This window comes from Mycobacterium sp. 48b, assembly GCF_048282725.1.
Lineage (GTDB): Bacteria > Actinomycetota > Actinomycetes > Mycobacteriales > Mycobacteriaceae > Mycobacterium.
Window position 1 is genome coordinate 4,000,437 of the sequence record NZ_JBLVUL010000001.1, and the last position, 23,623, is coordinate 4,024,059.

A 23,623-nucleotide genomic window follows, 5' to 3' on the forward strand; every position below is an offset into this window, starting at 1 on the left:
GATGGAAACAGTGAGTTCCGGTGGCAGGGACACCGTGTGCCAGACTCGGCTGACCTGCCCGGCGATGTGAGGAGACCGCGTGGTGACGCGTTCGGCGGGCAGTCGCCATCGGCGGCAGGGCTCACGGCCCGATCCGTCGATCGATGCGGCCGTGCTGAGCGCCACCCGCCGGCTGTTGGTGCAGCGGGGGTACGCGGCGACCTCCATCGACCTGATCGCCGGCACGGCCGGGGTCAGCCGGCCGACCATCTACCGCAGGTGGAAGTCCAAGGCGCTCCTGGTCCATGAGGCGGTGTTCCCGGATCTGGACCCGGCCGCGCCGAACGACGACATCGCCACCGAGATCACCCGGCTGTGCCGCGGCGCGTTCCTGATGTTCTGCGATCCCGCGGTCCGCGAATCGATCCCGGGTTTGTTGACCGATCTGCGGGCGGACCCCGACATCCGCAGGCTCATGACGGAGCGGCTGGACGCCGCCGCGCGCATCCAGCTCGCGTCGCTCGTGACCGGCGCCGCCTCAGCGGGGCGGGTCCGTCGCCCGGTCGACGTCGACACCGTCATGGATGCGATCGGCGGGGCGGCCCTGTACGCCGTGTGCGTACGCGGGATCGACGATCCGCAGGAGATCGAACATGCGGCCGCCGATCTGGCCGACCTGATCCTGCGTGGGCTGCTCGATCAAACCGGGGGATAGCCGGGCGCCTCAGATGCGGTGGGTGCCGTCACGCACCGTGCCCACCAGGTCCTCGACCAGGTCCTCCAGCGCCACCATCGCGGTCACGGCGTCGTCGGGTCCGGTCACCAGCGCGAGGTGACTGTTGCTGCGCCGCATCAGCGACAAGGCGTCGGGCAGCGGCGTCGAGGCCGGGACCCGCGGCAGCGGACGCACCATGGACACGTCGAGCACCGCATCGGGGTCGTTGATGTGCGGCAGCACATCCTTGATGTGCAGGTACCCGATGAACTCGCCGAACGAATCCGCCACCGGGAAGCGTGAATAGCCGGTCTCGGTGAGGGCGCGCTCGACATCGCCCACAGACGGCCCCGCCCCCGGCGCGGCGACCTGGATGGCGTGAATCTCGCTCAACGGCATCGCGACATCGTCGACCGTGCGGCTGCGGGTCTGCAGGGCCCGGGTCAGCCGGCCGTGTTCCTCGGTGTCGAGCAGGCCCTCCGAAACCGACTCGGCGATCATCTCCGACAACTCCACGGTCGACACGGCCGACTCCAGCTCGTCCTTCGGTTCGACGCGGAACGCCCGCAGGGTGGCGTTGGCGCACCAGTTGTAGAACGCGATGAACGGCCGCGCCGCCCGGATGTAGACCAGATACGGCGGGATCAGCAGCATCGCGGCCGTCTCGGGGCCCGCGATGGCGATGTTCTTCGGCACCATCTCGCCGAGCAGTACGTGCAGGATCACCACGATGGCCAGCGCCACGAAGAACGAGACCGTGTGCAGCACCGTGTCGGACACCCCGACCAACGCGAACGGCTTCTCCAGCAGATGCGCGACGGCCGGTTCGCCGACCCGGCCCAGCAGGATCGAGCAGATCGTGATGCCCAACTGGGAGCCGGCCAGCATGAGCGACAGGTGCTCGCCGGCCCGAATGACGGTGACGGCGCTGCGTTTACCCTGTTCGGCCAGGGCCTGCAGCCGATCCCGGCGCGCCGAGATCAGCGCGAACTCCGCGGCCACGAAGAACGCGTTGGCGGCCAGCAGCAGCACGGTCAGGAGCACGCCGAGGATGTCACCCATGGCTGTTCTCCCTATGGCCGAGGCTGGTCAACTCCAGCAGGTCGATGCGCCGACCGTCCATCCGCACCACCGTGGCCAGCCAGTGCGTCGGTTTGTCGGGGTCTCCGTCGGGATCGAAGGCGGCGAGCTCAACGGACTCGCCGGTCTCCGGTATGTGGCCGAGTTCCTGCAGGACCAGCCCGCCGATGGTCTCGTATTCACCCTCGGAAGCCCGGAATCCGGTGCTCGTCGCCACCTCGTCGATGCGCAGCAGCCCGGACACCTGCCAGCCGGCCCCGGCGGGCACCACGTCGGGGGTGGCGTCGTCGTGTTCGTCGCGCACGTCGCCGACGATCTCCTCGATCAGGTCCTCGACCGTCACCATGCCCGCGGTGCCCCCGTATTCGTCCACCACGAGCGCGGTCTGCAACCCGTTGGCGCGGATCTGGGTCATGACGGCGTCGCCGTCGAGGGTGGAGGGCACGGTCGCCACGGGCAGTGCCAGGGCCGCCAGCCGGGTCTTGTCCCGGTCCTCGCGGGGAATCGTGAACACCTGCTTGATGTGGACGACGCCGATGGTCTCGTCGAGGTCGCCCTCCACGATCGGGAAGCGGGAGTAGCCGGTGCGGATCGCGGCCGACATGAGGTCGGCGACCGAATCGCCGGCATCGAGGACCTCGATCTTGGAGCGCGGGGTCATCAGTTCCTCGGCGGAACGCTCACCGAACTGCAGAGAACGGTGCACCAACAACGCGGTGGACGCGTCGAGTGACCCGCTGCGGGCTGAGTTGCGCACCAGGGACGCCAGCTCCTGGGCCGAGCGCGCCGACCGCAGCTCCTCGGCCGGTTCGATACCCAGCCGGCGCAGGATCCAGTTGGCGGTGCCGTTGGTCAGCCGGATCACCGGGGTGAACAGCATCGAGAACAGCAACTGGAAGGGTGCGGCCGCCCTGGCCGTCGGGACCGGACGGGCCACCGCCAGGTTCTTGGGGACGAGCTCGCCGAACACCATCGACAGTGACGTCGCGATGAGGACCGCCAGGAACAGCGACAGGCCCCCGGCGAACCGGGCGGGGATGCCGATGGCGTCCAGGCCCGGACGGATCAGCTCACCGACGACGGGCTCGGCCAGATAACCGGTGGCCAGTGTGGTGATCGAGATGCCGACCTGGGCCCCGGAGAGCTGGAAGGACAGCGTCCGGTGCGCCCGGCGGACCAGCTGGTCGCGGCGGTCGCCGGTGCGGGCGTTGGCCTCGACGGTGCTGCGCTCCAGCGCGGTCAGAGAGAACTCGGCCGCCACGAACACCGCGGTGCCCAAGGTGAGCAGGACGATCGCCAATATCGACAGCAACGAGAAGAGCACGTCCATCGAGCTGCCCATCAGATCCTCACCAGAGCTACGCCGGGCCCGGGGCCCGGCCGACTAGGAGAGGGGTCGTCGGCTTCGGCGCTCAGAAGTGACTGGTGTTCCACCCGGAAGGCCGGTTCAGAACCGGAGGCCTCGGTGGGTGCCTGCGGCACGTGAACCCTTTCGTTCGATCTGACCGAGTGGGCGCAAGGGCGACATGCCACTGCCCGCTCGGTATACAGGAACCCCAATAGTATCGCGACTCGGCGGATTACCAGCCTGTCGGCAGCGGATGGCCTTCGGCGAAACCGGCCGCCGACTGGACGCCCAGCACCACTTTCTCGTGCAGTTCGGCGAGGTTGGTGGCGCCCACGTAGGTGCAGGTGCTACGCACCCCCGAGGTGATGTGGTCGAGCAGGTCCTCGACACCGCCGCGACCCGGGTCGAGGTTCATCCGCGACGAGGAGATGCCCTCCTCGAACAGGGCCTTGCGGGCCCGGTCGAACTGGCTGTCCCCGGCGGTGCGGGCGGCGACCGCACGCTTGGAGGCCATGCCGTAGCTCTCCTTGTACGGGCGTTCGTCCCGGTCGTGCAGCAGGTCGCCCGGGGACTCGTAGGTGCCGGCGAACCAGGAGCCGATCATCACGTTGGCGGCGCCGGCAGCCAACGCGAGCGCCACGTCCCGGGGATGCCGAACCCCGCCGTCCGCCCATACGTGTGCACCGAGTTCTTTTGCCGCAGCGGCACATTCGACCACCGCGGAGAACTGCGGGCGGCCCACCCCGGTCATCATCCGGGTGGTGCACATCGCTCCGGGTCCGACGCCGACCTTGACGATCGAGGCGCCCGCTTCGATGAGGTCGCGGGTGCCCTCGGCGGAGACCACGTTGCCGGCCGCCAGCGGCAGGCCGAGATCCAGCGACGCCACCGACTTGATGGCCTCGAGCATCTTGAGCTGATGTCCGTGAGCGGTGTCGATGACCAGCAGGTCCACCCCGGCCTCGGCCAGCGCGCGGGCCTTGGCGCCGACATCGCCGTTGATCCCGACGGCCGCCGCGATGCGCAGCCGCCCGGAGGGGTCGACCGCCGGGGTGTAGATGCCCGCCCGGACGGCGGCGGTGCGGGTCAGCACACCGGCCAGGGAGCCGTCCGCCTCGGTGAGCACCGCGACATCGATGGGAGCGTGCTCGAGGAGGTCGAACACCTTCCTCGGGTCGGTGCCCACCGGCGCGGTGACGAAGTCGGTCACCGCCACGTCGCGGATCCGGGCGAACCGGTCCACGCCCGCGCAGCCGGCCTCGGTGACCAGTCCGATCGGGCGCCCCTCGAACACCACCACCGCGGCGCCGTGCGCACGCTTGTGCAGCAACGCCGTGGCGTCGGACACCGAGTCGTCCGGGCTCAGCGTCACCGGCGTGTCCACCACCAGGTCACGGCTCTTGACGAACTGCACGGTGTCGGCGACCACGGTGCTCGGCAGATCCTGCGGCAGCACCACGATGCCGCCGCGCCGGGCGATGGTCTCGGCCATGCGTCGACCCGCCACCGCCGTCATGTTCGCCACCACCACCGGGATGGTGGTGCCGGAACCGTCGGAGGTGGACAGGTCGACGTCGAACCGGGATGCCACATCCGACCGTCCGGGCACGACGAAGACGTCGTTGTAGGTCAGGTCGTACGGAGGGGTGTGACCGCTCAGGAATCTCACACCAACGAATCTACTCAGGCAGATACTTCGCTGCGGTCGCCGCTCCAGAGGGTGTGGAACTTCTGACCGGGCTCGGCATCGGTGCGTCCGTAGGTGTGCGCGCCGAAGAAGTCGCGCAGTCCCTGGGTCAGTGCGGCGGGCAGCCGTTCCGTGCGAAGCGCGTCGTAGTAGGACAGTGCCGACGCGAAACCGGGGACCGGAATGCCGAGTTGGGTGGCCGTCACCACCACGCGGCGCCAGCTGTCGATCGCCGCCTCGATGGCGTCGCGGAAGTACGGGTCGACGATGAGGGTGGGCAGGTCGGCGTTGTTGTCGAAGGCCTCTTTGATCCGGTTGAGGAACTTGGCCCGGATGATGCAGCCGCCACGCCAGATGGTGGCCATGTCGCCGGGAGTGATGCCCCAGTTGTACTCGGCGCTGCCCGCCTGGATCTGGTTGAAGCCCTGGGCGTAGGCGATGATCTTCGAGGCGTACAGGGCCTGGCGAATGTCTTCGGTGAACTGTGCTGCGTCCGTGGGCTTTTCGCCGAGATCGCCAGAGGCCAGACCGGTGGTGGCCTTGCGCTGGGGCACCGAACCCGACAGTGCGCGGGCGAATACCGCTTCGGCGATACCGGTCACGGGCACACCGAGATCCAGGGCGGACTTGACCGTCCAGCGTCCGGTGCCCTTCTGCTCGGCCTCGTCCACGATCACGTCGACCAGCGGCTTGCCCGTCTTGGCGTCCACCTGCCTGAGCACCTCGGCGGTGATCTCCACCAGGTAGCTGTCCAAGTCGCCCTTGTTCCACTCGGTGAAGACGTCGGCGATCTCGGGCGCGGACTTGCCCAGACCGTCGCGCAGCAGCTGGTAGGCCTCGCCGATCAGCTGCATGTCGGAGTACTCGATGCCGTTGTGGACCATCTTCACGAAGTGCCCGGCCCCGTCCGGGCCGATGTGGGTGCAGCACGGCACGCCGTCGACGTGGGCGGAGATCTCCTCCAGCAGCGGGCCGAGGCTCTTGTAGGACTCGGCGGGGCCGCCCGGCATGATCGACGGGCCGTTGAGCGCACCTTCCTCGCCACCGGAGATGCCCGCACCGACGAAGTGCAGGCCGCGCTCGCGGATGGCCTTCTCGCGGCGGATGGTGTCGGTGTAGAGGGCGTTACCGCCGTCGATGATGATGTCGCCGGGCTCCATGGCGTCAGCCAGCTCGTTGATCACGGCATCGGTCGGATCGCCGGCCTTGACCATGATGATCACCCGGCGTGGTTTCTCGAGGGCGTCGAGGAATTCCGCGATCGTCTCGCTGCGCACGAAGTTGCCCTCGGAGCCGTGCTCGGCCAGCAGCGCGTCGGTCTTGGCGATGGACCGGTTGTGCAGCGCAACGGTGTAGCCGTGGTGGGCGAAGTTGCGAGCCAGATTGGAGCCCATCACGGCCAGGCCGGTGACTCCGATCTGCGCCGTGCCGGAAGTGCTGGTCTTGCTCATGCAGCAGCCTTTCGTTGTTTTGTTGTAGCAGAACGCCTGTCGTGCAGAGCTTTATCCGAGACCGGAAAACAGGCGGTGAAGCTCGGTGAGCCAGGGGACGGCGACGGCGACGGTGGGGACCACCAGCACGGCGGCCGCGGCCAGATAGGCGGTGACCGCCATGGCCACGCTGTTGGGCTTGCCGCCGAGGCGTCGTACCCGGATCACGGTGGTCGGCCCGCCGGCGGCCAGCGCACCCGAGGGGGTGCGGCCGCTCGCGCAGGCGACCAGTGCCCGGGCCAGGGGAGTGGGACCCGCGGTCCGGACCGCGGCGTCGTCGGCCAGCAGTTCGATCAGCAGCCGGACCGCGTCCAGGGCGTTGGCACTGCGGACGAACCGCGGGAAGGCGGCATGGACGGCGGTGAACATCTCCAGGACCAGATCATGGCGGGCGCGCAGGTGGGCCCGTTCATGGGTGAGGATCGCGGCGACCTCGTTGTCCGCCAACGTGGTCAGCGTTCCCTCGCTCACCACGACGCGACTGCGGACGCCGGGAAGGCAGTAGGCGAGAGGCTGTGCGACATCGAGGATGCGCAGCCCGTCGCCGGCGAGCGGGCGGTGCGCCGTACAGAGGTGGGCCGGCACCGCGTCGCGTGACTTGCCGAGCAGGTCGACCATCATGCGGTGATGGGCGCGCCGGCGCCGGGTGGCCACCGCCACCTGGATCACGGCCACGCACAGCCGCACCCCGATGAACAGGGTCAGGGTGAAGACCACGACGTAGAGCAGCCACAACGGCCAACCGAGCGCTTTGATCTCGCTGGTGATGGTTGCGGTCGGACGGCCGTCCGGACCGGGGACGAACAGGCGGCTGGCGATCGCGATCCCGGCCGAGAACGCCGAGAGAACGGCGGCCAGCGCCACCGACTGCCAGAGCACGATCGCCGCGCGAGGTGCGCGCAACGGCCACGCCGCACGGGCCAACACCGCCGGCACTGGTCCTACCAGGGCCAGCGCGACGAGAGTGAAGGCCAGCGCGGACACGCCGTAAGTCTCTCTCAGGCGGTGCCCGAATTGCCAGCCGGTGGGCTCAGCTGGTGCTTGCTCTCCAGTTCGGCCAGTGCGCGACGCAAGGCTTGAGCCTCGTCGACGCCGACCCGTTCGACGAAATGAACCAGCGCGGCCTGCCGGCTACCCGAATCCGCGGCCTGGTCGAGGGCGTCGACCATCAGGCCGGCGACCAGCTCGTCGCGGCCATTTGTCGGCGCATAGCGGTGCGCGCGGTCATCGCGGTGCTGTACGACGAGGTTCTTCTTCGCCAGTCGTTGCAGCACGGTCATGATCGTGGTGTAGGCCAAGTCGCGGCGGGCGGCCAGCGCCTCATGGACTTGGCGCACTGTTTGGGGTTCGGGTGCGGACCACAAGTGGTCCATCACCTCGCGCTCAAGCTCCCCGAGACGCGTCATTTTGGCCATGTTCCGTTCACTCTCCTGAGCAGTAAAGCCAGCGTACTACGGGTTTACTACCGCGCGTCGTATGCATTTGGCGACGGCGCTCCGACTGTCTTCCGTAGCGGTTTAGGTCAAGGTCAGCGCCATATATGGGGTCTGTTGTGAATCGAGTCACAGGGGGTAGCTCTCATCCTTCACGTGACTATAGTAAGGCTAACCTAAGTCAAACTGGAGCCTTCGGAGGTGACATGACGGTCTTGATCGAAGATCCGCTGATCGCGGGTATGGCTATCGAGCGGACGCTGCCGCTGCACGAGTCGAGTCGGCGTCTACGTGAGCTGTATCCGGAGTGTCCGCGGGTCTACGGCGTGGCCGTGGTGGGGGACCTGTCCCGGCGGCGGTGGTGGCCGCTGGCGGAGGCGTTGTCCGCGGATCGGCTGCAGGGCATGTTCGACGCTGCGATGGCCGAGACGGGCAATCGGGCCGCGGTCGCCCAGCAGTTGGCCGCCACGTTCACCCATGTGGTGATCGGCCGGGTCGTGCCGCTGCTGGTGCTGGAAGGGCGGGCCTGGGACACCGGCCTGGAGAACCTGTGGGTCCATGTCGACTCCGAGGGCGCGATCGACTGGGTCGGTGTGGTCGATCCGACCCTGCGCGGTCTGCCCGAGGACCCCCACTATCGCGGCCGGGCCGCTCGCTTCGCCAGTGCCTCCCATGACGGCATCGTCGCGCTGCCCAGTGAGGCGGCACTGACCACCTGGGTGGCTCACCGCAGCCATCGCGCACTCGAGCCGCTGTTCGCCCGGTTGGTGGAGATCAGCGACGGGGCCATGTCGGTCGCGGCCATGTGGCACATGGTCGGGGCGGCGGTGGTCGGCGCGGCCACCCAGGTTCCGCTGCTGGCCGGCTCCAGCGAGGTGGTGAGCATGCGGCGCGGCCAGGCGGTGCTGGATGCCCTGGTGGGCTTCGGCCTGCCGGTCCGCGGCTCGGGCCGCGCGGGGAAGGTCTTGCTTAATTAGGGTAGCCTTGCCTAGTATGTAGATACGAGGCTAACGGACCGCGCCGGAGTCCTGAGGGCTGCAGAGACCCCCGGTCCGCTCGAGGGCGGGTTCCGCGTTTGATACGCGGGACCCGCCCGCATCTTTATGGTGATACGGCGTGTAGACACGAGGGCTGTGACCACTGATACCCCCGAAGGTTTGGGCAAAGGCTTCGACACCGAACTGGGCCTGACCTATCTCGAGCTCACCCCCGACGGCGGCCGCGCGCAGCTGGAGATCCACGACAAGCTGTTGCAGCCCTGGGGCATCGTGCACGGCGGCGTGTACTGCTCGATCGTCGAGAGCTTGGCCAGTGTGTCGGGCCACATCTGGCTGTCGGAGAACGGCGGCGGCACCGTGGTCGGGGTCAACAACAACACCGATTTCTTGCGCGCCATCGGATCAGGGACGGTTACTGCGATCTCTCAACCCATCCACCGAGGCCGCCGTCAGCAGCTCTGGCTGATCACCATCACCGACGAGAACGACAAGCCGGTGGCCCGCGGTCAGGTGCGGCTGCAGAACATCCCCGAGTAGTGCTTCCGGGCGCGACGGCGAGCGCTGCCGATCCCGGCTCGCCATGGCAGGATCGCGCACTATGCGTTTGACCCCGCATGAGCAGGATCGTCTGCTCATCTCCTACGCCGCAGACCTGGCGCGGCGCAGACAAGCTCGCGGCTTGCTGCTCAACCATCCCGAGGCCGTCGCCGTGATCACCGATCACCTGTTGGAGGGCGCCCGCGACGGTCGCACCGTCGCGGAGTTGATGGTGAGCGGACGCGATGTGCTGACCCGCGAGCAGGTCATGGAGGGAGTGCCCGAGATGCTGCACGACGTACAGGTCGAAGCCACGTTCCCCGACGGCACCAAGCTGGTCACCGTCCACAACCCGATCGCCTGAGCGATGACCAGCGAGGAGCCGAAGGCGGATCGCGCATCGGTCGTGCCCGGCGAAATCATCTTCGGTGACGGTGCCATAGCGCTCAATGCAGGTGCACCACGGTTGGTTCTCGACGTCGTCAACACCGGTGACCGGCCGGTGCAGGTCGGCAGCCATGTGCATCTGCCGCAGGCCAACTCGGCCCTGGATTTCGACCGGTCCGCTGCCCGCGGGTATCGTCTCGACATCCCGGCCGGAACCGCGGTTCGATTCGAACCCGGTGTCGCCCATCGTGTTTCACTGGTGCCGCTCGGCGGCACCCGTGAGGTGCACGGCATCAGTCTCGACCCGCCCGGCCGATTGGGAACCGCATGACCGAACTGACCCGGGCCCGCTATGCAGCGCTGTTCGGACCCACGACCGGTGACCGGATCCGGCTGGCCGACACCGACCTGTTCGTCGAGATCACCGAGGACCGCAGCGGCGGCCCCGGCCTGGCCGGCGACGAGGCGGTGTTCGGCGGCGGCAAGGTGCTGCGTGAGTCGATGGGGCAGTCGAGGGCCACCCGTGCCGATGGGGCGCCCGACACCGTCATCACCGGGGCGGTGATCATCGATCACTGGGGAATCATCAAGGCCGACATCGGCATTCGCGACGGCCGCATCGTGGCCATCGGCAAGGCCGGTAACCCCGACATCATGACCGGGGTGCACCCGGATCTGGTCGTGGGCCCGTCGACCGAGATCATCGCCGGCAACGGTCGGATCCTGACCGCAGGTGCGATCGACTGTCACGTGCACCTGATCTGTCCGCAGATCATGGAAGAGGCCCTGGGCGGTGGCATCACCACGATCGTGGCCGGCGGAACCGGGCCGGCCGAGGGCAGCAAGGCCACCACGGTCACCCCGGGCGCCTGGCATCTGGCCAGGATGCTGGAGTCGCTGGACTCATGGCCGCTCAACGTCGCGCTGCTCGGCAAGGGAAACACCGTCAGTGCCGAGGCGATGTGGGAGCAGTTGCGCGGTGGCGCAGCGGGATTCAAGCTGCACGAGGACTGGGGTACCACGCCGGCGGCCATCGACGCCTGCCTGACGGTCGCCGAAGCCGCCGGGGTGCAGGTCAACATCCACACCGACACTCTCAACGAGGCCGGTTTCGTCGAGGACACGCTGGCCGCGATCAAGGGCCGTGGCATCCACGCGTACCACACCGAGGGCGCTGGTGGCGGCCACGCTCCTGACATCATCACCGTCGCCTCACATCCGAATGTGCTGCCCAGCTCAACGAATCCGACGCGGCCGCACACGGTCAACACCCTCGACGAGCACCTCGACATGCTCATGGTGTGCCATCACCTCAACCCGAGCGTGCCCGAGGATCTGGCCTTCGCCGAGAGCCGGATCCGGCCGTCGACGATCGCCGCCGAGGATCTGCTGCACGATATCGGGGCCATCTCGATGATCGGCAGCGACTCCCAGGCGATGGGCCGGGTCGGTGAGGTGGTGCTGCGGACCTGGCAGACCGCGCACGTGATGAAGCGCAGGCGGGGCGCCCTCGAAGGAGACGGCCCGGCCGACAACAACCGCGTCCGCCGGTATGTCGCCAAATACACCATCTGCCCGGCCATCGCCCACGGCCTCGACGAGCAGGTCGGTTCCGTCGAGGTCGGCAAGCTCGCCGACCTGGTGCTGTGGGAGCCGGCGTTCTTCGGGGTCCGGCCGCATGCGGTGATCAAGGGCGGCATGATCACCTGGGCGGCGATGGGCGACGCCAACGCCTCGATCCCCACCCCGCAGCCGGTACTGCCGCGACCGATGTTCGGCGCGGCCCCGGTCTCCGCGGCCGCCACCTCTGTGCACTTCGTCGCACCGCAGGCGATCGAGGACGGCCTTGCCGATCGCCTCGATGTGCGCCGAAAGTTGGCCGCAGTCAAAAATGTTCGTCAGATCGGTAAGGTGCAGATGCCGCACAATGACGCGCTGCCCTGCATCGAGGTCGAACCGGACACCTTCACCGTGCGGATCGACGGCGAGGTGTGGCAGGAACAGCCCGCGGTCGAACTGCCCATGGCCCAGCGATATTTCCTGTTCTAGATGAGCAGCCTGACGACGCTCCTGACCCTGGCCGACTCGCGATTGCCGACCGGCGGTCACGTGCATTCCGGCGGAGTCGAGGAGGCGGTCACCAGCGGTCTGCTCACCGACGTCGGCACGTTGCGTGCCTACCTGGTCCGGCGTATCCGCACCAACGGCGTCGTCGCTGCCTCGATAGCTGCCGCGGTCCACACCGCGACCCTGGACCCCGAGGCCGCCGATGCCGAAACCGATGCCCGCACACCAGCTCCGGCGGCACGCGAGGCTTCGCGTGCCCAGGGGCGCGGACTGGTCCGGCTGGCCCGGCGGGTCTGGCCGCAGCAATCGTGGGAAGCCCTCGGATCCCGGCCGCACCTGCCGGTGGCGGCCGGCGCGGTCGGGGCGGCCGCCGAGCTGGATCCGGGCCAGACCGCACTGTCGGTCGTGTACACCACCATGACCGGTTCGGCCACCGCCGCGCAGCGGTTGCTCGCGCTCGACCCGGCCGATGTCGCGGCGCTGACCTTCGAGTTGTCGGGGTTGTGTGACGCGGTGGCGGCCGAGGCGGTCACCGGACTGGCCGACCTGTCCGATCCCTTGCTCGACGTCCTGGCGCAGCGGCACACCGAACGCGACAGGCCGCTGTTCGTCTCGTAAATCTGTAGTTCGATCTCGAAAGGCCAACCATGCCACCGCATTTCCTCGACGGCGAGCCCCACACCCACGTCGACCGGCCCAAGCGGGTACGCCGGCCCGACGAGCCGCTGCGCATCGGCGTGGGCGGCCCGGTCGGGTCCGGAAAGACCGCACTGGTGGCCGCACTGTGCCGACAGCTGCGCGAGGAGCTGTCGCTTGCCGTGTTGACCAACGACATCTACACCACAGAGGATGCCGACTTCCTGCGCAGGCATGCGGTGCTGCCCGACGAGCGGATCGCCGCGGTCCAGACCGGGGGATGCCCGCACACCGCGATCCGCGACGACATCACCGCCAATCTCGATGCCATCGACGATCTGATCGAGGCGAACCCGGCACTGGACCTGATCCTCGTCGAATCAGGTGGCGACAACCTCACCGCGACGTTCTCGTCGGGCCTGGTGGACGTTCAGATCTTCGTCGTCGACGTGGCCGGGGGAGACAAGGTGCCGCGCAAGGGCGGGCCAGGCGTGACGTTCTCGGATCTGTTGGTGGTCAACAAGACCGATCTGGCGCCGTTGGTAGGGGCCGATCTGGAGGTGATGCGCCGTGACGCGGCCAAAGTCCGCCAGGATCGGCCGACGGCGCTCATCTCACTGACCGAGGATCCGTCGTCGGGTCCGGTGCTGGCCTGGGTGCGGGAGCAGTTGAAGGTCGCGCAGGCGTCATCGGCGTGATGCATGCGAACGTCGTCGTCGTGGCCTGTCCGGGGCGGTTGCCCCGGATCGAGGCGCGCGACGGGCTGGCGGGGCGTTGCACCGGTCCCGATACGGTGCATCTGATCTCCACCGCGGCCACCCCGCTCGGCGGCGACACGCTCACGGTGCGGCTGGTGGTGGAACCCGGTGCCCGGCTGCGGATTCGCAGTGCCGCGGCCACGATGGTGCTGCCCGGCGGCCACACGCGGCAATCGGCCGCACAGTGGGAGCTCGAGGTGGCCGGGCAGTTGGACCTCGACCCGCAGCCGACCGTGGTGGCCGGCGGCTCGGTCCACCACACCTCGACGCGGCTGCGACTCGCCGAATCCGCCCAGGTGCGCGTCCGGGAGCGCGTCCAGATCGGCAGATCCCATGAGCGAGAAGGGTTCTGGTCGTCGGCCTTGCACGCCGACATCGGCGCGACGCCGTTGTTGCGGCATCGCATCGAACTGGGCCACGGGGCAGTGGGCGACGACGTACTGGCCGCGCCTCGGGCCTGCATCAGCGAACTGCGCTATCCGGCAACGTCATTCGAGGCGCCCGGGACAGTGCTGGCACTGGCTGTCGGCGGCGGCCTGGCCACCTGGCAGGGTGACCGGCTGCCGCCGCAGCCGGCGGCGGGTTCAGAAGCTTAGGACGCCGCTTTCTCGGTTTCCTGGACCGACGCCGCGATTTCCTCGAGTTCTTCGATCCTGGTCCGGGCGTAGGCCTGCTGCTCGGTGATGGTGAGCTGGCCGCGCTTGGTGCTCAGGAAGGTCACACCCCACGACAGCACCGTCACCAGACGGCTCTTGAACCCGACGATGTACACGAGGTGCAGCACCAGCCAGCACACCCAGGCGAAGAACCCGGAGAACTCGATCGGGCCGACCTTGGCCACCGCGGAGAACCGCGACACCGTGGCCATCGAGCCCTTGTCGAAGTACTCGAACGGCGACCGGATCTTCGGGCTGGTGCCGGCGACCTCGCGCTTGATCAGCTTGGCCGCGTAGCGGCCGCCCTGGATCGCGCCCTGGGCCACACCGGGAACCCCGTCCACGGCGGCCATGTCACCGACCACGAACACATTGGGATGACCGGGGATGGTCAGGTCGGGCTCCACCTTGACGCGGCCGGCCCGGTCCAGCTCCACCCCGGACTGCTCGGCCAGGTCTTTGCCCAGCGGGCTGGCCGACACACCGGCCGACCACACCTTGCAGGCCGATTCGATGCGGCGCAGCGTGCCGTCAGCGTCCTTGACCGTCAATCCGTTGCGGTCGACATCGGTCACCATGGCGCCGAGCTGAACCTCGACCCCCATCTTCTCCAGCCGCTCTTGCGCGCGCTTGCCGAGCTTCGGACCCATCGGCGGCAGCACGGCCGGTGCGGCGTCGAGCAGGATCACCCGCGCCTCGGTGGGATCGATGTGGCGGAAGCTGCCGCGCAGCGTCTGGTCGGCCAATTCGGCGATCTGCCCAGCCATTTCGACGCCCGTCGGACCGGCGCCCACCACGGTGAACGTGAGGAGCTTGGCCCGGCGAACCGGATCGCTGGAACGCTCGGCCTGCTCGAAAGCACCGAGGATGCGGCCACGCAGCTCCAGTGCGTCGTCGATCGACTTCATGCCGGGGGCGAACTCGGCGAAATGATCGTTGCCGAAGTAGGACTGCCCGGCGCCTGCGGCGATGATGAGGCTGTCGTAGGGGGTGGAGTAGGTGTGCCCGAGCAGCACGGAATCCACCGTCTGGTTCTCCAGATCGATGTGGGTGACGTCGCCCAACAGCACCTGGGCGTTCTTCTGCTTGCGCAGGATCACCCGGGTGGCCGGCGCGATCTCGCCTTCGGAGATGATGCCGGTGGCCACCTGGTACAGCAGCGGCTGGAACAGGTGGTGCGTGGTGCGGGCGATCAGCTTGACGTCGACGTCGGCACGTTTGAGGGTCTTGGCAGCGGTCAGACCGCCGAAACCCGATCCGATGATGACTACCTTATGCCGATCCGATGCCGTAGCTCCGGGATGGCTCATTGCTGCTCCTCGCGGACGTGTTTGCCACTCGTAATAACCGTTAGGTTAGTCGGCGCCATTCCCGCCTGTGCGGCGAGATGGCCAACCGAACCGAATGTTTACCCGGATATCAGTGGTTTCAATGCCTCGGCAACGTCGGTGATGCCGCCGGGCACGTAGCCGCCGATGGTCACCGGGCTCAGGATCACGCCGTTCACGCCGGTGTCGAAGAGCTTGGTCTTGAGCTGCTCGGCGATCTGCTCGGCGCTGCCGAACACGGCGCGACTCTGGAAGTCGGGCGGGATGGCGTCGGCAGTGAAGTGTTCCCCGACCAGGGCGATCACCAGCATGCTGGTCTCCAGTGTGGCCGGATCGCGGTCGATCCGCTCGCACTCCTGCTTGACCACGTCGAGCTTGCGGGGCAGTTCGTCGAAGTTCGCGATGATGTTGAGGTGGTCGAAGTGCCGGGCGGCCAGCGGGATGGTCTTCTTCTCGCCGCTGCCGCCGATCATCAGCGGAACATGGTCGCGGAAGCGGGGATTGGCCATTGCCTCGACCGTGCGGTAGTACTTGCCGCTGAAGGTCGGGCGTTCGCCGGCGAGCATCGGAAGGATGATCTGCAGTGCTTCGCCGAGCTTGTTGAAGCGGTCGGTGAAGGTGCCGAACTCGTAGCCGAGGCTGTCGTGTTCGAGTTCGAACCAGCCCGTGCCGATGCCAAGGATCGCGCGGCCCTGACTGATCACGTCGAGCGTGGTGATGGCCTTGGCCAGCAGTGTCGGGTTCCGGTAGGTGTTGCCGGTGACCAGGGTTCCCAGTTGCACCCGCTCGGTCGCGGTCGCCAGTGCGCCGAGAGCCGTGTAGGCCTCCAGCATCGGCTGGTCGGGAGTGCCGAGGCCGGGCAGCTGATAGAAGTGGTCCATCACGAAGACGGAGTCGAAGCCGGCGGCCTCTGCCTCCTGAGCCTGGGCGATGACGGTCGGGAAGAGTTCGGAAACGCCGGTGCCGTAGGAGAAGTTGGGGATCTGGAGTCCGAGTCGGATTGTCACTTCTCCGACCATAGCGCGCTATCCCAGGGTGGCGAGCGTACCGCGGCTGACGTGCATGGTCTGCCCGGTGATGTGGCGAGCCGCCGGCGTGCTCAAAAACACTGCGAGACGGGCGAACTCGTCGGCGACCGAGGGTGGAGTGCTGCCGAGGCCGTCGTAGCCGGGGTCGGCGGACAGGCCGGGGGCGATGGCGTTGACGGTGATTCCGCGAGTTCCGAAGTACGCGGCCTGGCCGGCGGTCCAATCGCCGAGGGCGGCCTTGACGGCGGCGTCGGCGCTGCCCTCACGCGGGCTCGCGGGCACGACGTTGATGATGGAGCCGCCGGAACGCAGGTGGTCACCGACGATCTGCACGGTCAGCACCGCCGTGACGACGGTGGCCTCCAGCGCGTTGCGCCATGCGGTGGCCAGGTCGGTCAAGGTGAAGGTGCGGGGGTCCTTGGTCTCGAACAGCGGGGCCGGGACGTTGACCAGGGTGTCGAGATGGTGGGGGAACAGCGCGCGGGCGCTCTCGAGGCTGGAGGGATCGGTGTTGTCGAACACGATCGAGGCGACGTCGAGCTGCTTGGCGGCCAGCTCCAGGTCTTCGCGACGGGCACCCGCGATGACCACGTTGTGGCCGGCGTCCAGGAAACCTGCCGCGATCGTGCGGCCGAGTTCGGTGTCGCCGCCGGTGACCAGCACCTCCGCCATGATGTACCTCCATGTACCTGGGGATCGCCGCGCCGGACGGGGGCGACCAACGGACAATGTTACTGGACAGTAGCTAGGACACGAAACTCGGCGCGCCAAGAACCGGCTCGCATAAGGTTGCGGGGATGATCCGGCCCAGCGCTCTCACCTGCGTCGACGTGGTCGGCGGTGCCGTATGGTGACGAATCCGCCACGGCTTCCGCGGTGGATCTACGTCCCTGCCGCGGCGGGCGCGATATTCGTCGTGCTGCCCCTGGTCGCGATGGTGGCAAAGGTCGACTGGCCACAGTTCGGGTCGCTCGTCTCCAGCGCGTCGTCCACCGCGGCGTTGAAGCTCAGTCTGGAGACCTCGCTGGCCAGCACCGTGTTGTGCGTGCTGTTCGGGGTTCCGCTCGCGCTGGTGCTGGCCCGCACCGACGGCACCGTCACCCGCATCGTCCGTCCGTTGATCCTTCTGCCGCTGGTGCTGCCGCCGGTCGTCGGCGGTATCGCGCTGCTGTATGCCTTCGGCAGGCTCGGGTTGGTCGGCCGATATCTGGAGAGCGCCGGTGTGCAGATCGCGTTCACCACGGTGGCGGTCGTACTGGCGCAGACGTTCGTGTCGCTGCCGTTCCTGGTCATCTCGCTGGAAGGGGCGGCCCGTACCGCCGGGGCCGATTACGAGGTCGTGGCGGCGACGCTGGGCGCATCCCCGGCCACGGTGTGGTGGCGGGTGACTCTGCCGTTGCTGGGTCCCGGACTCGTCTCGGGGGCCGTGCTGGCCTTCGCGCGGTCCCTCGGCGAGTTCGGCGCCACGCTGACGTTCGCGGGGTCACGCCAGGGCGTGACCCGCACTCTTCCGTTGGAGATCTACCTGCAGCGCGAGAGCGACGCCGATGCCGCCGTGGCGTTGTCGGTGCTGTTGGTCGTGGTGGCCGCCGTGGTGGTCATCGGCCTCGGCAGTCGTCGGCTGCGGGCAGGGGGATGGGCGTGACGCTGCAGGTGCGCGCTGTCGTCGAAAATCGCGGTCTGGACCTGGAATTCGGCGTGGCGGCCGGGGAGGTGCTGGCGGTACTGGGTCCCAACGGCGCGGGCAAGTCGACGACGCTGCACGCGATCGCGGGGCTGGTCGGCCTGGATGCCGGGCGTATTCAGGTGGGAGACCGGGTGCTGACGGACGCGACTGCCGGTGTGCAGGTGCCGACGCATGCCCGCCGGGTCGGTTTGCTGCTGCAGGACTCGCTGCTGTTTCCGCACCTGAGCGTGCTGGCCAACGTGGCATTCGGTGCGCGCAGCGGGGGTGGACTGGGCCGCCGCACGGCTTACCGGCACGCCCACCGGTGGCTGTCCGAGGTCGACGCCACGGAAATGGCCGACCGGCGGCCCCGCCGGTTGTCGGGAGGTCAGGCGCAGCGGGTCGCGCTCGCCCGGGCGCTGGCGGCCGAACCCGACGTGCTGTTGCTCGATGAACCGCTGGCGGGGCTGGACGTGGCCGTGGCGGCGTCGATGCGCAGGGTGCTGCGGGGCGTCCTGGCCGGCGACGGCAGGTGCACGGTGCTGATCACCCACGACCTGCTCGACGTGCTGACGCTGGCCGATCGGGTGATCGTGGTGGACGGTGGCCGAATCGTCGAAAGTGGTTCTGCTGCAGAGGTGTTGGCAACGCCCAAGAGTCATTTCGCGGCCCGGTTCGCCGGGGTGAACCTGATCGGCGGCACTGCCGTCGACGACGGGGTGGTGGCCACCGCGTGGGGCGCGACCTGGCACGGCACGCCCGCGGCCGACGTGCGGCCCGGGGTGCCGGTGGTGGCGGTGTTCTCGCCGGCGTCGGTCGCGGTGTACCGCGAGGAACCGCACGGCAGTCCGCGCAACACCGTCGCGGTGACGGTGGCCGAGCTCGACAGCCGGGGGCCCGGCATCCGGGTGCGCGCCGATGAGCAACCCGACGGTGCGCCCGGCCTGGCCGCCGATGTGACCGCGGAGTCGGCCGCCGAGCTGCGGCTGGCCCCGGGGGACACGGTGTATTTCTCGGTGAAGGCGCAGGAGGTTGCCGTCCACCCCGCGTAACACGGGCGCGTCCGGGTCCGAATCACGTGGTGAGAGTCCCGGCACAGGGGGTGACCGGAGGCCGGTTGCCAGGTCCGGCGTGGCGCCCGGCGCACTCGCGTGTCAGCAACTGTCGCTCTTGCCGTTCAGCTGGATTTATCCCATCTGTCGCAATCGCACTTTTGAGCACTCTAAGAGCAACTCACACTTGCGTCACGGCCGTAACACGGTAGTTTCTTCCCCATGGACGAGTCGGATGCGATGTCACAGCGGCGCAGAGGTCTGTCGAAGAAGTTGGCACTGGTTGCCGTGACCGGCGCGACCGCCGCGGCCGTTGCGCTGCCGGCGGTGGCGTATGCGGATCCCGTGCCGGCACCCCCGGCGCCGGCCCCCGCCCCCGCCGTGCCCGGTGCACCGGCACCTGCCCCGGCCGCACCTGCGCCCGCGCCCGCTCCCGGGGCTCCGGCCCCGGCCGCGCCTGTCGATCCCAACGCGCCCGCCCCGGCTCCTGCGCCGGCTCCGGCCCCCGTGGACCCGAATGTGCCCGCTCCCGCGCCGGCCGACCCGAACGCCCCGGCTCCTGCCCCGGCCGCTCCCGCACCGGAGCCCGGCCGGGTGGACAACGCCGCGGGCGGGTTCAGCTACGTCGTGCCCGGGGGTTGGAAGGTGTCCGACGCGACCCAGTTGTCTTACGGGCAGGCGTTGTTGACCAAGATTCCGCCGGAGGGCACTCCTGAGCCGCCGAACGACACCAGCGTGCTGCTCGGGCGCCTCGACCTGAAGCTGTTCGCGGGTGCCGAGGCGGACAACGCCAAGGCGGCCGTCCGGCTCGCTTCGGACATGGGTGAGTTCTTCATGCCGTTCCCCGGGACCCGGGTGAACCAGGAGACCGTTCCGCTCGACGCCAATGGGCTCACCGGCGTGGCCTCGTACTACGAGGTGAAGTTCACCGACACCAACAAGCCCAACGGCCAGATCTGGGCGGGTGTGGTCGGTGCGCCGCCTGCCCCGGGAACTCCACGCGGGCAGCGCGCGCCGGAACGCTGGTTCGTCGTCTGGCTGGGATCGGCCAGCCATCCTGTGGACAAGGCTGCCGCCGCGACACTGGCCAACTCCATCCGGCCGTGGACACCGCCGGCCGCGCCCGCGGGCGATCCCAATGCGGCACCGCCGCCGGCTGACCCGAACGCCCCGCCCGCCCGTCCGGGTGTCGGCGTGCCGGTTCCGGTCACCAACGCTCCGCCGGAGATGCAGCCACCGGCCTGATTCCGAACTTCTGCACTACGTCGGTCCTGTTCAGGGCCGACGTAGTGCGTTTCTGGGGCCCAGATGATTCTCGTCCGTGGATCTGGGCATGACCTGTCTCTTCAGTGGGAAACCCATGGGCGAAGGTTGATCGTTCCCAAACAGCCAACCGAATCGTTACGTTCGGGAGGTACACCTGGGGTGAGGCTCAGCGAGCCCGCTGGGCATGGCCAGTGACAGGCAGGAGACCTGCAATGGACGTAATGGCGGCTACCGAAATCCTGGCGCGTTCCTCCACTCTGACGAGTGTCGGCTGGATCGGCTACATCATCATCGGCGCGATCGCCGGGTGGATCGCCGGCAAGATCGTCGACGGCGGTGGTCAGGGCATTCTGATGAACATCGTCATCGGTGTGATCGGTGCGCTCATCGGCGGGTTCCTGCTCAGCTTCTTCCTCGACACGGCCGGCGGCGGGTGGTGGTTCACCCTCTTCACCGCGATCCTCGGATCGGTGATCCTGCTCTGGATCGTCGGACTGGTACGTAGCCGCAGCTGACCGGAGCGGGTGATGGACCCCGGAACCGCCGGGAGCATGACGGCCTGGCAGGTCGTCACCCCAGGGGCGGTGAGTTCGCATCCGCTGCAACGGGTCAGCGTGCCCGCTCCGCGACCCGGGCCCGACGAACTGCTCGTCAAGGTTCTGGCCTGCGGGGTGTGCCGCACCGATCTGCATGTGGCAGAAGGAGATCTGGCCGTACACCGGCCGCGGGTGATACCCGGGCACGAGGTTGTCGGCGAGGTGGTCGCGGTCGGCGCCGATGCGGGTGGCGGGTTCGCCCCCGGTGATCGCGTGGGCGTGGCCTGGCTGCGCCACACCTGCGGTCGCTGCGCCTATTGCCTGCGGGGGCGGGAGAATCTCTGCCCGTCCTCGCGTTATACGGGCTGGGACGCCGACGGCGGCTATGCCGAATTCACCACTGTCCCGGCGGCATTCGCCCTCCACCTGCCCACCGGTTACTCCGACGTGGAACTGGCTCCGCTGTTGTGTGCGGGGATCATCGGGTATCGGGCGTTGTTGCGCACGGATCTACCGCCGGGCGGGCGGCTGGGACTGTATGGGTTCGGCGGCAGCGCGCACCTGACGGCTCAGGTGGCGTTGGCGAAGGGAGCCCGTGTGCACGTGATGACCCGGGGTGAGCGGGCCCGCGAACTCGCCCTGACACTGGGGGCGTCGTCCGTACAGGGCAGCGCCGACATGCCGCCGGAGCCGCTGGATGCCGCGATCCTGTTCGCGCCCGTGGGCGATCTCGTGCTGCCCGCGATGGAGGCGCTGGACCGCGGCGGGGTGCTGGCCATCGCCGGCATCCATCTCAGCGACATCCCGGCCTTGAACTATCAACGGCACCTGTTCCAGGAACGCGAGATTCGTTCGGTCACCGCCAACACTCGTGCCGACGCGCGCGATTTCCTCGCGTTCGCCGGTGAACACCGGATGGCGGTCAGCACTCCCGTGTACGGCCTGGACCGCGCCGACGAGGCGCTCACCGATCTGAGCGCAGGCCGCATCGCGGGTGCAGCGGTGCTGCAGGTGTAGCCGGCAGTACGTCAGAGCGCGGCGAGCGCAGCGCCCAATCTGCCGTCCAGGTCGCCATGACCGAACGCGTACATCGGTCCGAGCCCGTCGTTGATCACCCGGTTCAGGCGGGCCATACCGCGTGCATTCACCGGTAGTGGTGAATGCAGCCGCAGGGTGATCGCATCGATCGTCGCCTCCGCCGCGGCAATATTCTTCCGGTGCAATGGGATTCGTGACGACCACAACACACTGTCGGCTGCGGCCTCGCGCACGCAGCGGCGCAGCACGCGGGCGATCGCGGCTCGTTCGGTGGCCGACGTCAGCCGGTCGGCACGGGCGGCGATAGCGCTGCCTGCCGGAGTCGGTACTCCGACGGCCAGCATGGCGTCCAGGCGGCGCGATCGGATCCGGGCGGTCAGCCGGGCCCGGATCGACGGGCGGCAGGGGACAGGTGCATGGCGGACTGTGGTCGCTGGTGTCGCAGAAATTCGGTTGTCGTTCATGGCGATACCTCGTAGTTTTCCGTATGCCCGGTCCGTGGATCGTGACTGTCTATAACCGTACGCTGGTCATCAATGACTAGTCAAACCAATTTAGTGGTCACGGCGGTACGCTGGAGTGATGACGACGACGTGGGCCGGTGACTCCGAGACCAAACCCGCCCCCGGACCGCTGGCCCGGATTCAGGCTCTGGTCAACACGATCGAGCTTCCTGCCGGAACCGACCGTCTCGCGGATCCCGACGATGCGGCGCCCTGGCTGGCGGCCAACGGGTTGCTCGCCGCAGGCGCGCGCCCGACGCCGGCCGAACTGGAACGGCTTCGCGGGGTCCGCGAAGCGTTGCGCGCGCTGCTCATTCACAACAGCGGCGGTCCACCGCCGCAGGCCGATGATCTTGCCGCACTGCAGGCCCTCGCAGACGCGTCGACCGCGAAGGTCGAGCTGGCGTCCGACGGGCAGATACGGTTGTCGGCCGCAGGCGAGGGTGTGGGCGAGCGCCTGCTCGAGTTGCTCCTGGTGATGCATGACGCACAGCGGGACGGCTCGTGGTCACGGCTTAAGGCATGTGGGAACGACGAGTGCACGTGGGCGTTCTACGACCGGTCCCGCAACCACGGCGGCACCTGGTGCGACATGGCCAGCTGCGGGAACATGCTGAAGAACCGCGAGTTCCGTGCGCGCAGACGCGCAGGCAGTTAGGTCGACAGGTGCCAGACCAGGGCGGCAGCCAGGGCGCCGACCCCGTTGAGTGACCAGTGCAGGGCGATCGGTGCGATCAGGCTGCCACTGCGCTTGCGCAGCCAGGTGAACACGAAGCCGGCGATGCCGGTGGCCACGACGGCCAGCACCACACCGGCGACCATGCCGAAGATGCCGCCGCCGAACAGCCTGGTGAAACCGACGTTCTCACTCGTCAGACCGAGCGAACTGGCGATGTGCCACAGGCCGAACAGCAGTGAGCCTCCCGCCGCGACACCGCGAAAACCCCAGGCCCGGTTGAGGGCTCCGTGCAGCACGCCGCGGAACGCCAACTCCTCGGGGATCACGGTCTGGAGCGGGATGATGACCATCGAGGCCAGCAGTGCGCCCGAGATGGTGGCGTAGTTGTCGTTCATGAACATCGGTCGGGTCCACGGAAGCATGGTCCCGATCGCGATCACCGAGACGACCAGGGCCACCGCCGCCAGCGCGTAACCGACCCCGGAGCGCCAGTGTTCGCGGCCCAGTCCCAGTTCCGCCCAGCCCAGGCCACGGGCCCGCACCAGGATCAGCAGACCGACCGCTGCCGCCGGAACGGTGGCGATACTGGCCCAGGGGGTGGTGAAGTGCGCGATCAGGTTGGTGACCGTCAGGATGACGATGACGATCCCGATGTCGGCGTAGATCCGGAAATGATGCAATGCCGAGAGCTGGGCCACCAGCGGATGAGGATGCGCGGCCACGGCGCTCTGATCAGACATAACTCGCCAATCGTAC

Annotated in this window: 26 protein-coding genes; 15 read left to right on the plus strand and 11 right to left on the minus strand. The window is 68.4% G+C overall.

The genetic code is table 11. The annotated features are described in order from the left end of the window. Positions 1-79 precede the first annotated feature (79 nt). Positions 80-694: a TetR/AcrR family transcriptional regulator gene (locus ACNQR1_RS19690; RefSeq protein ID WP_418047524.1), complete on the plus strand. Its 615-nt coding sequence runs from the start codon at positions 80-82 to the stop codon at positions 692-694. 9 nt (positions 695-703) lie between these two features. Here ACNQR1_RS19690 and ACNQR1_RS19695 read toward each other — a convergent pair whose 3' ends face one another. From ACNQR1_RS19695 to ACNQR1_RS19720, 6 genes are all read right to left on the minus strand, one after another. Next, on the minus strand, positions 704-1,756 hold the full coding sequence (locus ACNQR1_RS19695) for a hemolysin family protein (RefSeq protein WP_418047525.1): 1,053 nt from the start codon (positions 1,754-1,756) through the stop codon (positions 704-706). Continuing rightward, positions 1,749-3,104 carry a hemolysin family protein gene (locus tag ACNQR1_RS19700; protein ID WP_418050421.1) on the minus strand — a complete coding sequence of 452 codons (1,356 nt, stop codon included), beginning with the start codon at positions 3,102-3,104 and terminating at the stop codon, positions 1,749-1,751. Before ACNQR1_RS19700 ends, ACNQR1_RS19695 begins: the two co-directional genes overlap by 8 nt. A gap of 250 nt (positions 3,105-3,354) precedes the next feature. Further along, the gene (locus ACNQR1_RS19705) at positions 3,355-4,791 is read right to left on the minus strand and encodes a GuaB1 family IMP dehydrogenase-related protein (RefSeq protein ID WP_418047526.1); all 1,437 of its coding nucleotides are present in this window, start codon (positions 4,789-4,791) and stop codon (positions 3,355-3,357) included. A gap of 14 nt (positions 4,792-4,805) precedes the next feature. Next, positions 4,806-6,260: an NADP-dependent phosphogluconate dehydrogenase gene (gene gndA / locus ACNQR1_RS19710; protein ID WP_418047527.1), complete on the minus strand. Its 1,455-nt coding sequence runs from the start codon at positions 6,258-6,260 to the stop codon at positions 4,806-4,808. 51 nt (positions 6,261-6,311) lie between these two features. Next, positions 6,312-7,283, minus strand: a complete 972-nt coding sequence (locus ACNQR1_RS19715; protein WP_418047528.1) for a M56 family metallopeptidase — start codon at positions 7,281-7,283, stop codon at positions 6,312-6,314. 14 nt (positions 7,284-7,297) lie between these two features. Next, complete coding sequence (locus ACNQR1_RS19720) at positions 7,298-7,714, minus strand: BlaI/MecI/CopY family transcriptional regulator (RefSeq protein ID WP_418047529.1); 417 nt, start codon at positions 7,712-7,714, stop codon at positions 7,298-7,300. Positions 7,715-7,938: 224 nt separating this feature from the next. Here ACNQR1_RS19720 and ACNQR1_RS19725 point away from each other — a divergent pair, with 224 nt between their 5' ends. The 8 genes from ACNQR1_RS19725 to ACNQR1_RS19760 all read left to right on the plus strand — a co-directional run bounded on the left by ACNQR1_RS19725 (position 7,939) and on the right by ACNQR1_RS19760 (position 13,711). Further along, positions 7,939-8,709: an iron reductase gene (locus tag ACNQR1_RS19725; RefSeq protein WP_418047530.1), complete on the plus strand. Its 771-nt coding sequence runs from the start codon at positions 7,939-7,941 to the stop codon at positions 8,707-8,709. A gap of 156 nt (positions 8,710-8,865) precedes the next feature. Continuing rightward, positions 8,866-9,267, plus strand: a complete 402-nt coding sequence (locus tag ACNQR1_RS19730; protein WP_418047531.1) for a PaaI family thioesterase — start codon at positions 8,866-8,868, stop codon at positions 9,265-9,267. A gap of 61 nt (positions 9,268-9,328) precedes the next feature. Then, positions 9,329-9,631 (plus strand): urease subunit gamma, encoded by a 303-nt coding sequence (locus tag ACNQR1_RS19735; RefSeq protein WP_066897631.1) that lies wholly within the window; start codon positions 9,329-9,331, stop codon positions 9,629-9,631. Positions 9,632-9,634: 3 nt separating this feature from the next. Beyond that, positions 9,635-9,985 carry an urease subunit beta gene (locus ACNQR1_RS19740; RefSeq protein ID WP_418047532.1) on the plus strand — a complete coding sequence of 117 codons (351 nt, stop codon included), beginning with the start codon at positions 9,635-9,637 and terminating at the stop codon, positions 9,983-9,985. After that, positions 9,982-11,703 (plus strand): urease subunit alpha, encoded by a 1,722-nt coding sequence (locus tag ACNQR1_RS19745; protein ID WP_418047533.1) that lies wholly within the window; start codon positions 9,982-9,984, stop codon positions 11,701-11,703. Before ACNQR1_RS19740 ends, ACNQR1_RS19745 begins: the two co-directional genes overlap by 4 nt. Further along, positions 11,704-12,339, plus strand: a complete 636-nt coding sequence (locus ACNQR1_RS19750; protein WP_418047534.1) for an urease accessory protein UreF — start codon at positions 11,704-11,706, stop codon at positions 12,337-12,339. Positions 12,340-12,368: 29 nt separating this feature from the next. After that, positions 12,369-13,055 (plus strand): urease accessory protein UreG, encoded by a 687-nt coding sequence (gene ureG, locus ACNQR1_RS19755; protein ID WP_418047535.1) that lies wholly within the window; start codon positions 12,369-12,371, stop codon positions 13,053-13,055. Beyond that, positions 13,055-13,711, plus strand: a complete 657-nt coding sequence (locus tag ACNQR1_RS19760) for an urease accessory protein UreD (protein ID WP_418047536.1) — start codon at positions 13,055-13,057, stop codon at positions 13,709-13,711. Before ureG ends, ACNQR1_RS19760 begins: the two co-directional genes overlap by 1 nt. Here ACNQR1_RS19760 and ACNQR1_RS19765 read toward each other — a convergent pair. From ACNQR1_RS19765 to ACNQR1_RS19775, 3 genes are all read right to left on the minus strand, one after another. Next, positions 13,708-15,081: an NAD(P)/FAD-dependent oxidoreductase gene (locus ACNQR1_RS19765; protein WP_418047537.1), complete on the minus strand. Its 1,374-nt coding sequence runs from the start codon at positions 15,079-15,081 to the stop codon at positions 13,708-13,710. The two genes, ACNQR1_RS19760 and ACNQR1_RS19765, sit on opposite strands and share 4 nt — an antisense overlap. A 98-nt stretch (positions 15,082-15,179) precedes the next feature. After that, entirely contained in the window at positions 15,180-16,106 is a 927-nt protein-coding gene (locus tag ACNQR1_RS19770; protein WP_418047538.1) for an LLM class F420-dependent oxidoreductase, read from the minus strand. An 18-nt stretch (positions 16,107-16,124) separates the two neighbouring features. Next, positions 16,125-16,799 (minus strand): SDR family oxidoreductase, encoded by a 675-nt coding sequence (locus ACNQR1_RS19775; protein ID WP_418047539.1) that lies wholly within the window; start codon positions 16,797-16,799, stop codon positions 16,125-16,127. A 178-nt stretch (positions 16,800-16,977) separates the two neighbouring features. Here ACNQR1_RS19775 and ACNQR1_RS19780 point away from each other — a divergent pair, with 178 nt between their 5' ends. From ACNQR1_RS19780 to ACNQR1_RS19800, 5 genes are all read left to right on the plus strand, one after another. Further along, positions 16,978-17,772, plus strand: coding sequence for an ABC transporter permease (locus ACNQR1_RS19780; protein ID WP_418047540.1), 795 nt, complete (start codon positions 16,978-16,980; stop codon positions 17,770-17,772). Continuing rightward, the gene (locus ACNQR1_RS19785; RefSeq protein WP_418047541.1) at positions 17,763-18,845 is read left to right on the plus strand and encodes a sulfate/molybdate ABC transporter ATP-binding protein; all 1,083 of its coding nucleotides are present in this window, start codon (positions 17,763-17,765) and stop codon (positions 18,843-18,845) included. The genes ACNQR1_RS19780 and ACNQR1_RS19785 overlap by 10 nt, the downstream gene beginning before the upstream one ends. Before the next feature lie 222 nt (positions 18,846-19,067). Next, positions 19,068-20,090, plus strand: a complete 1,023-nt coding sequence (locus tag ACNQR1_RS19790; protein ID WP_418047542.1) for an APA family fibronectin-binding glycoprotein — start codon at positions 19,068-19,070, stop codon at positions 20,088-20,090. A gap of 233 nt (positions 20,091-20,323) precedes the next feature. After that, entirely contained in the window at positions 20,324-20,626 is a 303-nt protein-coding gene (locus ACNQR1_RS19795) for a GlsB/YeaQ/YmgE family stress response membrane protein (protein ID WP_418047543.1), read from the plus strand. A 9-nt stretch (positions 20,627-20,635) separates the two neighbouring features. Further along, entirely contained in the window at positions 20,636-21,664 is a 1,029-nt protein-coding gene (locus ACNQR1_RS19800) for a zinc-binding alcohol dehydrogenase family protein (RefSeq protein WP_418047544.1), read from the plus strand. A gap of 11 nt (positions 21,665-21,675) precedes the next feature. Here the strand turns inward: ACNQR1_RS19800 and ACNQR1_RS19805 are convergent, their stop codons facing one another. Next, positions 21,676-22,149, minus strand: coding sequence for a hypothetical protein (locus ACNQR1_RS19805; RefSeq protein ID WP_418047545.1), 474 nt, complete (start codon positions 22,147-22,149; stop codon positions 21,676-21,678). A 118-nt stretch (positions 22,150-22,267) separates the two neighbouring features. Between ACNQR1_RS19805 and ACNQR1_RS19810 the strand changes: the two genes are divergently transcribed. Then, a complete protein-coding gene (locus tag ACNQR1_RS19810) occupies positions 22,268-22,846 on the plus strand; it encodes a CGNR zinc finger domain-containing protein (RefSeq protein WP_418047546.1) in 579 nt (192 codons plus the stop codon). Here the strand turns inward: ACNQR1_RS19810 and ACNQR1_RS19815 are convergent. Further along, the gene (locus tag ACNQR1_RS19815; protein ID WP_418047547.1) at positions 22,843-23,607 is read right to left on the minus strand and encodes a CPBP family intramembrane glutamic endopeptidase; all 765 of its coding nucleotides are present in this window, start codon (positions 23,605-23,607) and stop codon (positions 22,843-22,845) included. The genes ACNQR1_RS19810 and ACNQR1_RS19815 overlap by 4 nt on opposite strands. Between the last annotated feature and the right edge of the window lie 16 nt (positions 23,608-23,623).

Coding starts and splice junctions, on each gene's coding strand:
- ACNQR1_RS19695 (WP_418047525.1), bottom strand. CDS start 1,756: ATGGGTGACATCCTCGGCGTGCTCCTGACCGTGCTGCTGCTGGCCGCC.
- ACNQR1_RS19700 (WP_418050421.1), bottom strand. CDS start 3,104: ATGGACGTGCTCTTCTCGTTGCTGTCGATATTGGCGATCGTCCTGCTC.
- gndA (WP_418047527.1), bottom strand. CDS start 6,260: ATGAGCAAGACCAGCACTTCCGGCACGGCGCAGATCGGAGTCACCGGC.
- ACNQR1_RS19720 (WP_418047529.1), bottom strand. CDS start 7,714: ATGGCCAAAATGACGCGTCTCGGGGAGCTTGAGCGCGAGGTGATGGAC.
- ACNQR1_RS19725 (WP_418047530.1), top strand. CDS start 7,939: ATGACGGTCTTGATCGAAGATCCGCTGATCGCGGGTATGGCTATCGAG.
- ACNQR1_RS19735 (WP_066897631.1), top strand. CDS start 9,329: ATGCGTTTGACCCCGCATGAGCAGGATCGTCTGCTCATCTCCTACGCC.
- ACNQR1_RS19740 (WP_418047532.1), top strand. CDS start 9,635: ATGACCAGCGAGGAGCCGAAGGCGGATCGCGCATCGGTCGTGCCCGGC.
- ACNQR1_RS19745 (WP_418047533.1), top strand. CDS start 9,982: ATGACCGAACTGACCCGGGCCCGCTATGCAGCGCTGTTCGGACCCACG.
- ACNQR1_RS19750 (WP_418047534.1), top strand. CDS start 11,704: ATGAGCAGCCTGACGACGCTCCTGACCCTGGCCGACTCGCGATTGCCG.
- ureG (WP_418047535.1), top strand. CDS start 12,369: ATGCCACCGCATTTCCTCGACGGCGAGCCCCACACCCACGTCGACCGG.
- ACNQR1_RS19760 (WP_418047536.1), top strand. CDS start 13,055: ATGCATGCGAACGTCGTCGTCGTGGCCTGTCCGGGGCGGTTGCCCCGG.
- ACNQR1_RS19765 (WP_418047537.1), bottom strand. CDS start 15,081: ATGAGCCATCCCGGAGCTACGGCATCGGATCGGCATAAGGTAGTCATC.
- ACNQR1_RS19775 (WP_418047539.1), bottom strand. CDS start 16,799: ATGGCGGAGGTGCTGGTCACCGGCGGCGACACCGAACTCGGCCGCACG.
- ACNQR1_RS19785 (WP_418047541.1), top strand. CDS start 17,763: ATGGGCGTGACGCTGCAGGTGCGCGCTGTCGTCGAAAATCGCGGTCTG.
- ACNQR1_RS19790 (WP_418047542.1), top strand. CDS start 19,068: ATGGACGAGTCGGATGCGATGTCACAGCGGCGCAGAGGTCTGTCGAAG.
- ACNQR1_RS19795 (WP_418047543.1), top strand. CDS start 20,324: ATGGACGTAATGGCGGCTACCGAAATCCTGGCGCGTTCCTCCACTCTG.
- ACNQR1_RS19805 (WP_418047545.1), bottom strand. CDS start 22,149: ATGAACGACAACCGAATTTCTGCGACACCAGCGACCACAGTCCGCCAT.
- ACNQR1_RS19810 (WP_418047546.1), top strand. CDS start 22,268: ATGACGACGACGTGGGCCGGTGACTCCGAGACCAAACCCGCCCCCGGA.
- ACNQR1_RS19815 (WP_418047547.1), bottom strand. CDS start 23,607: ATGTCTGATCAGAGCGCCGTGGCCGCGCATCCTCATCCGCTGGTGGCC.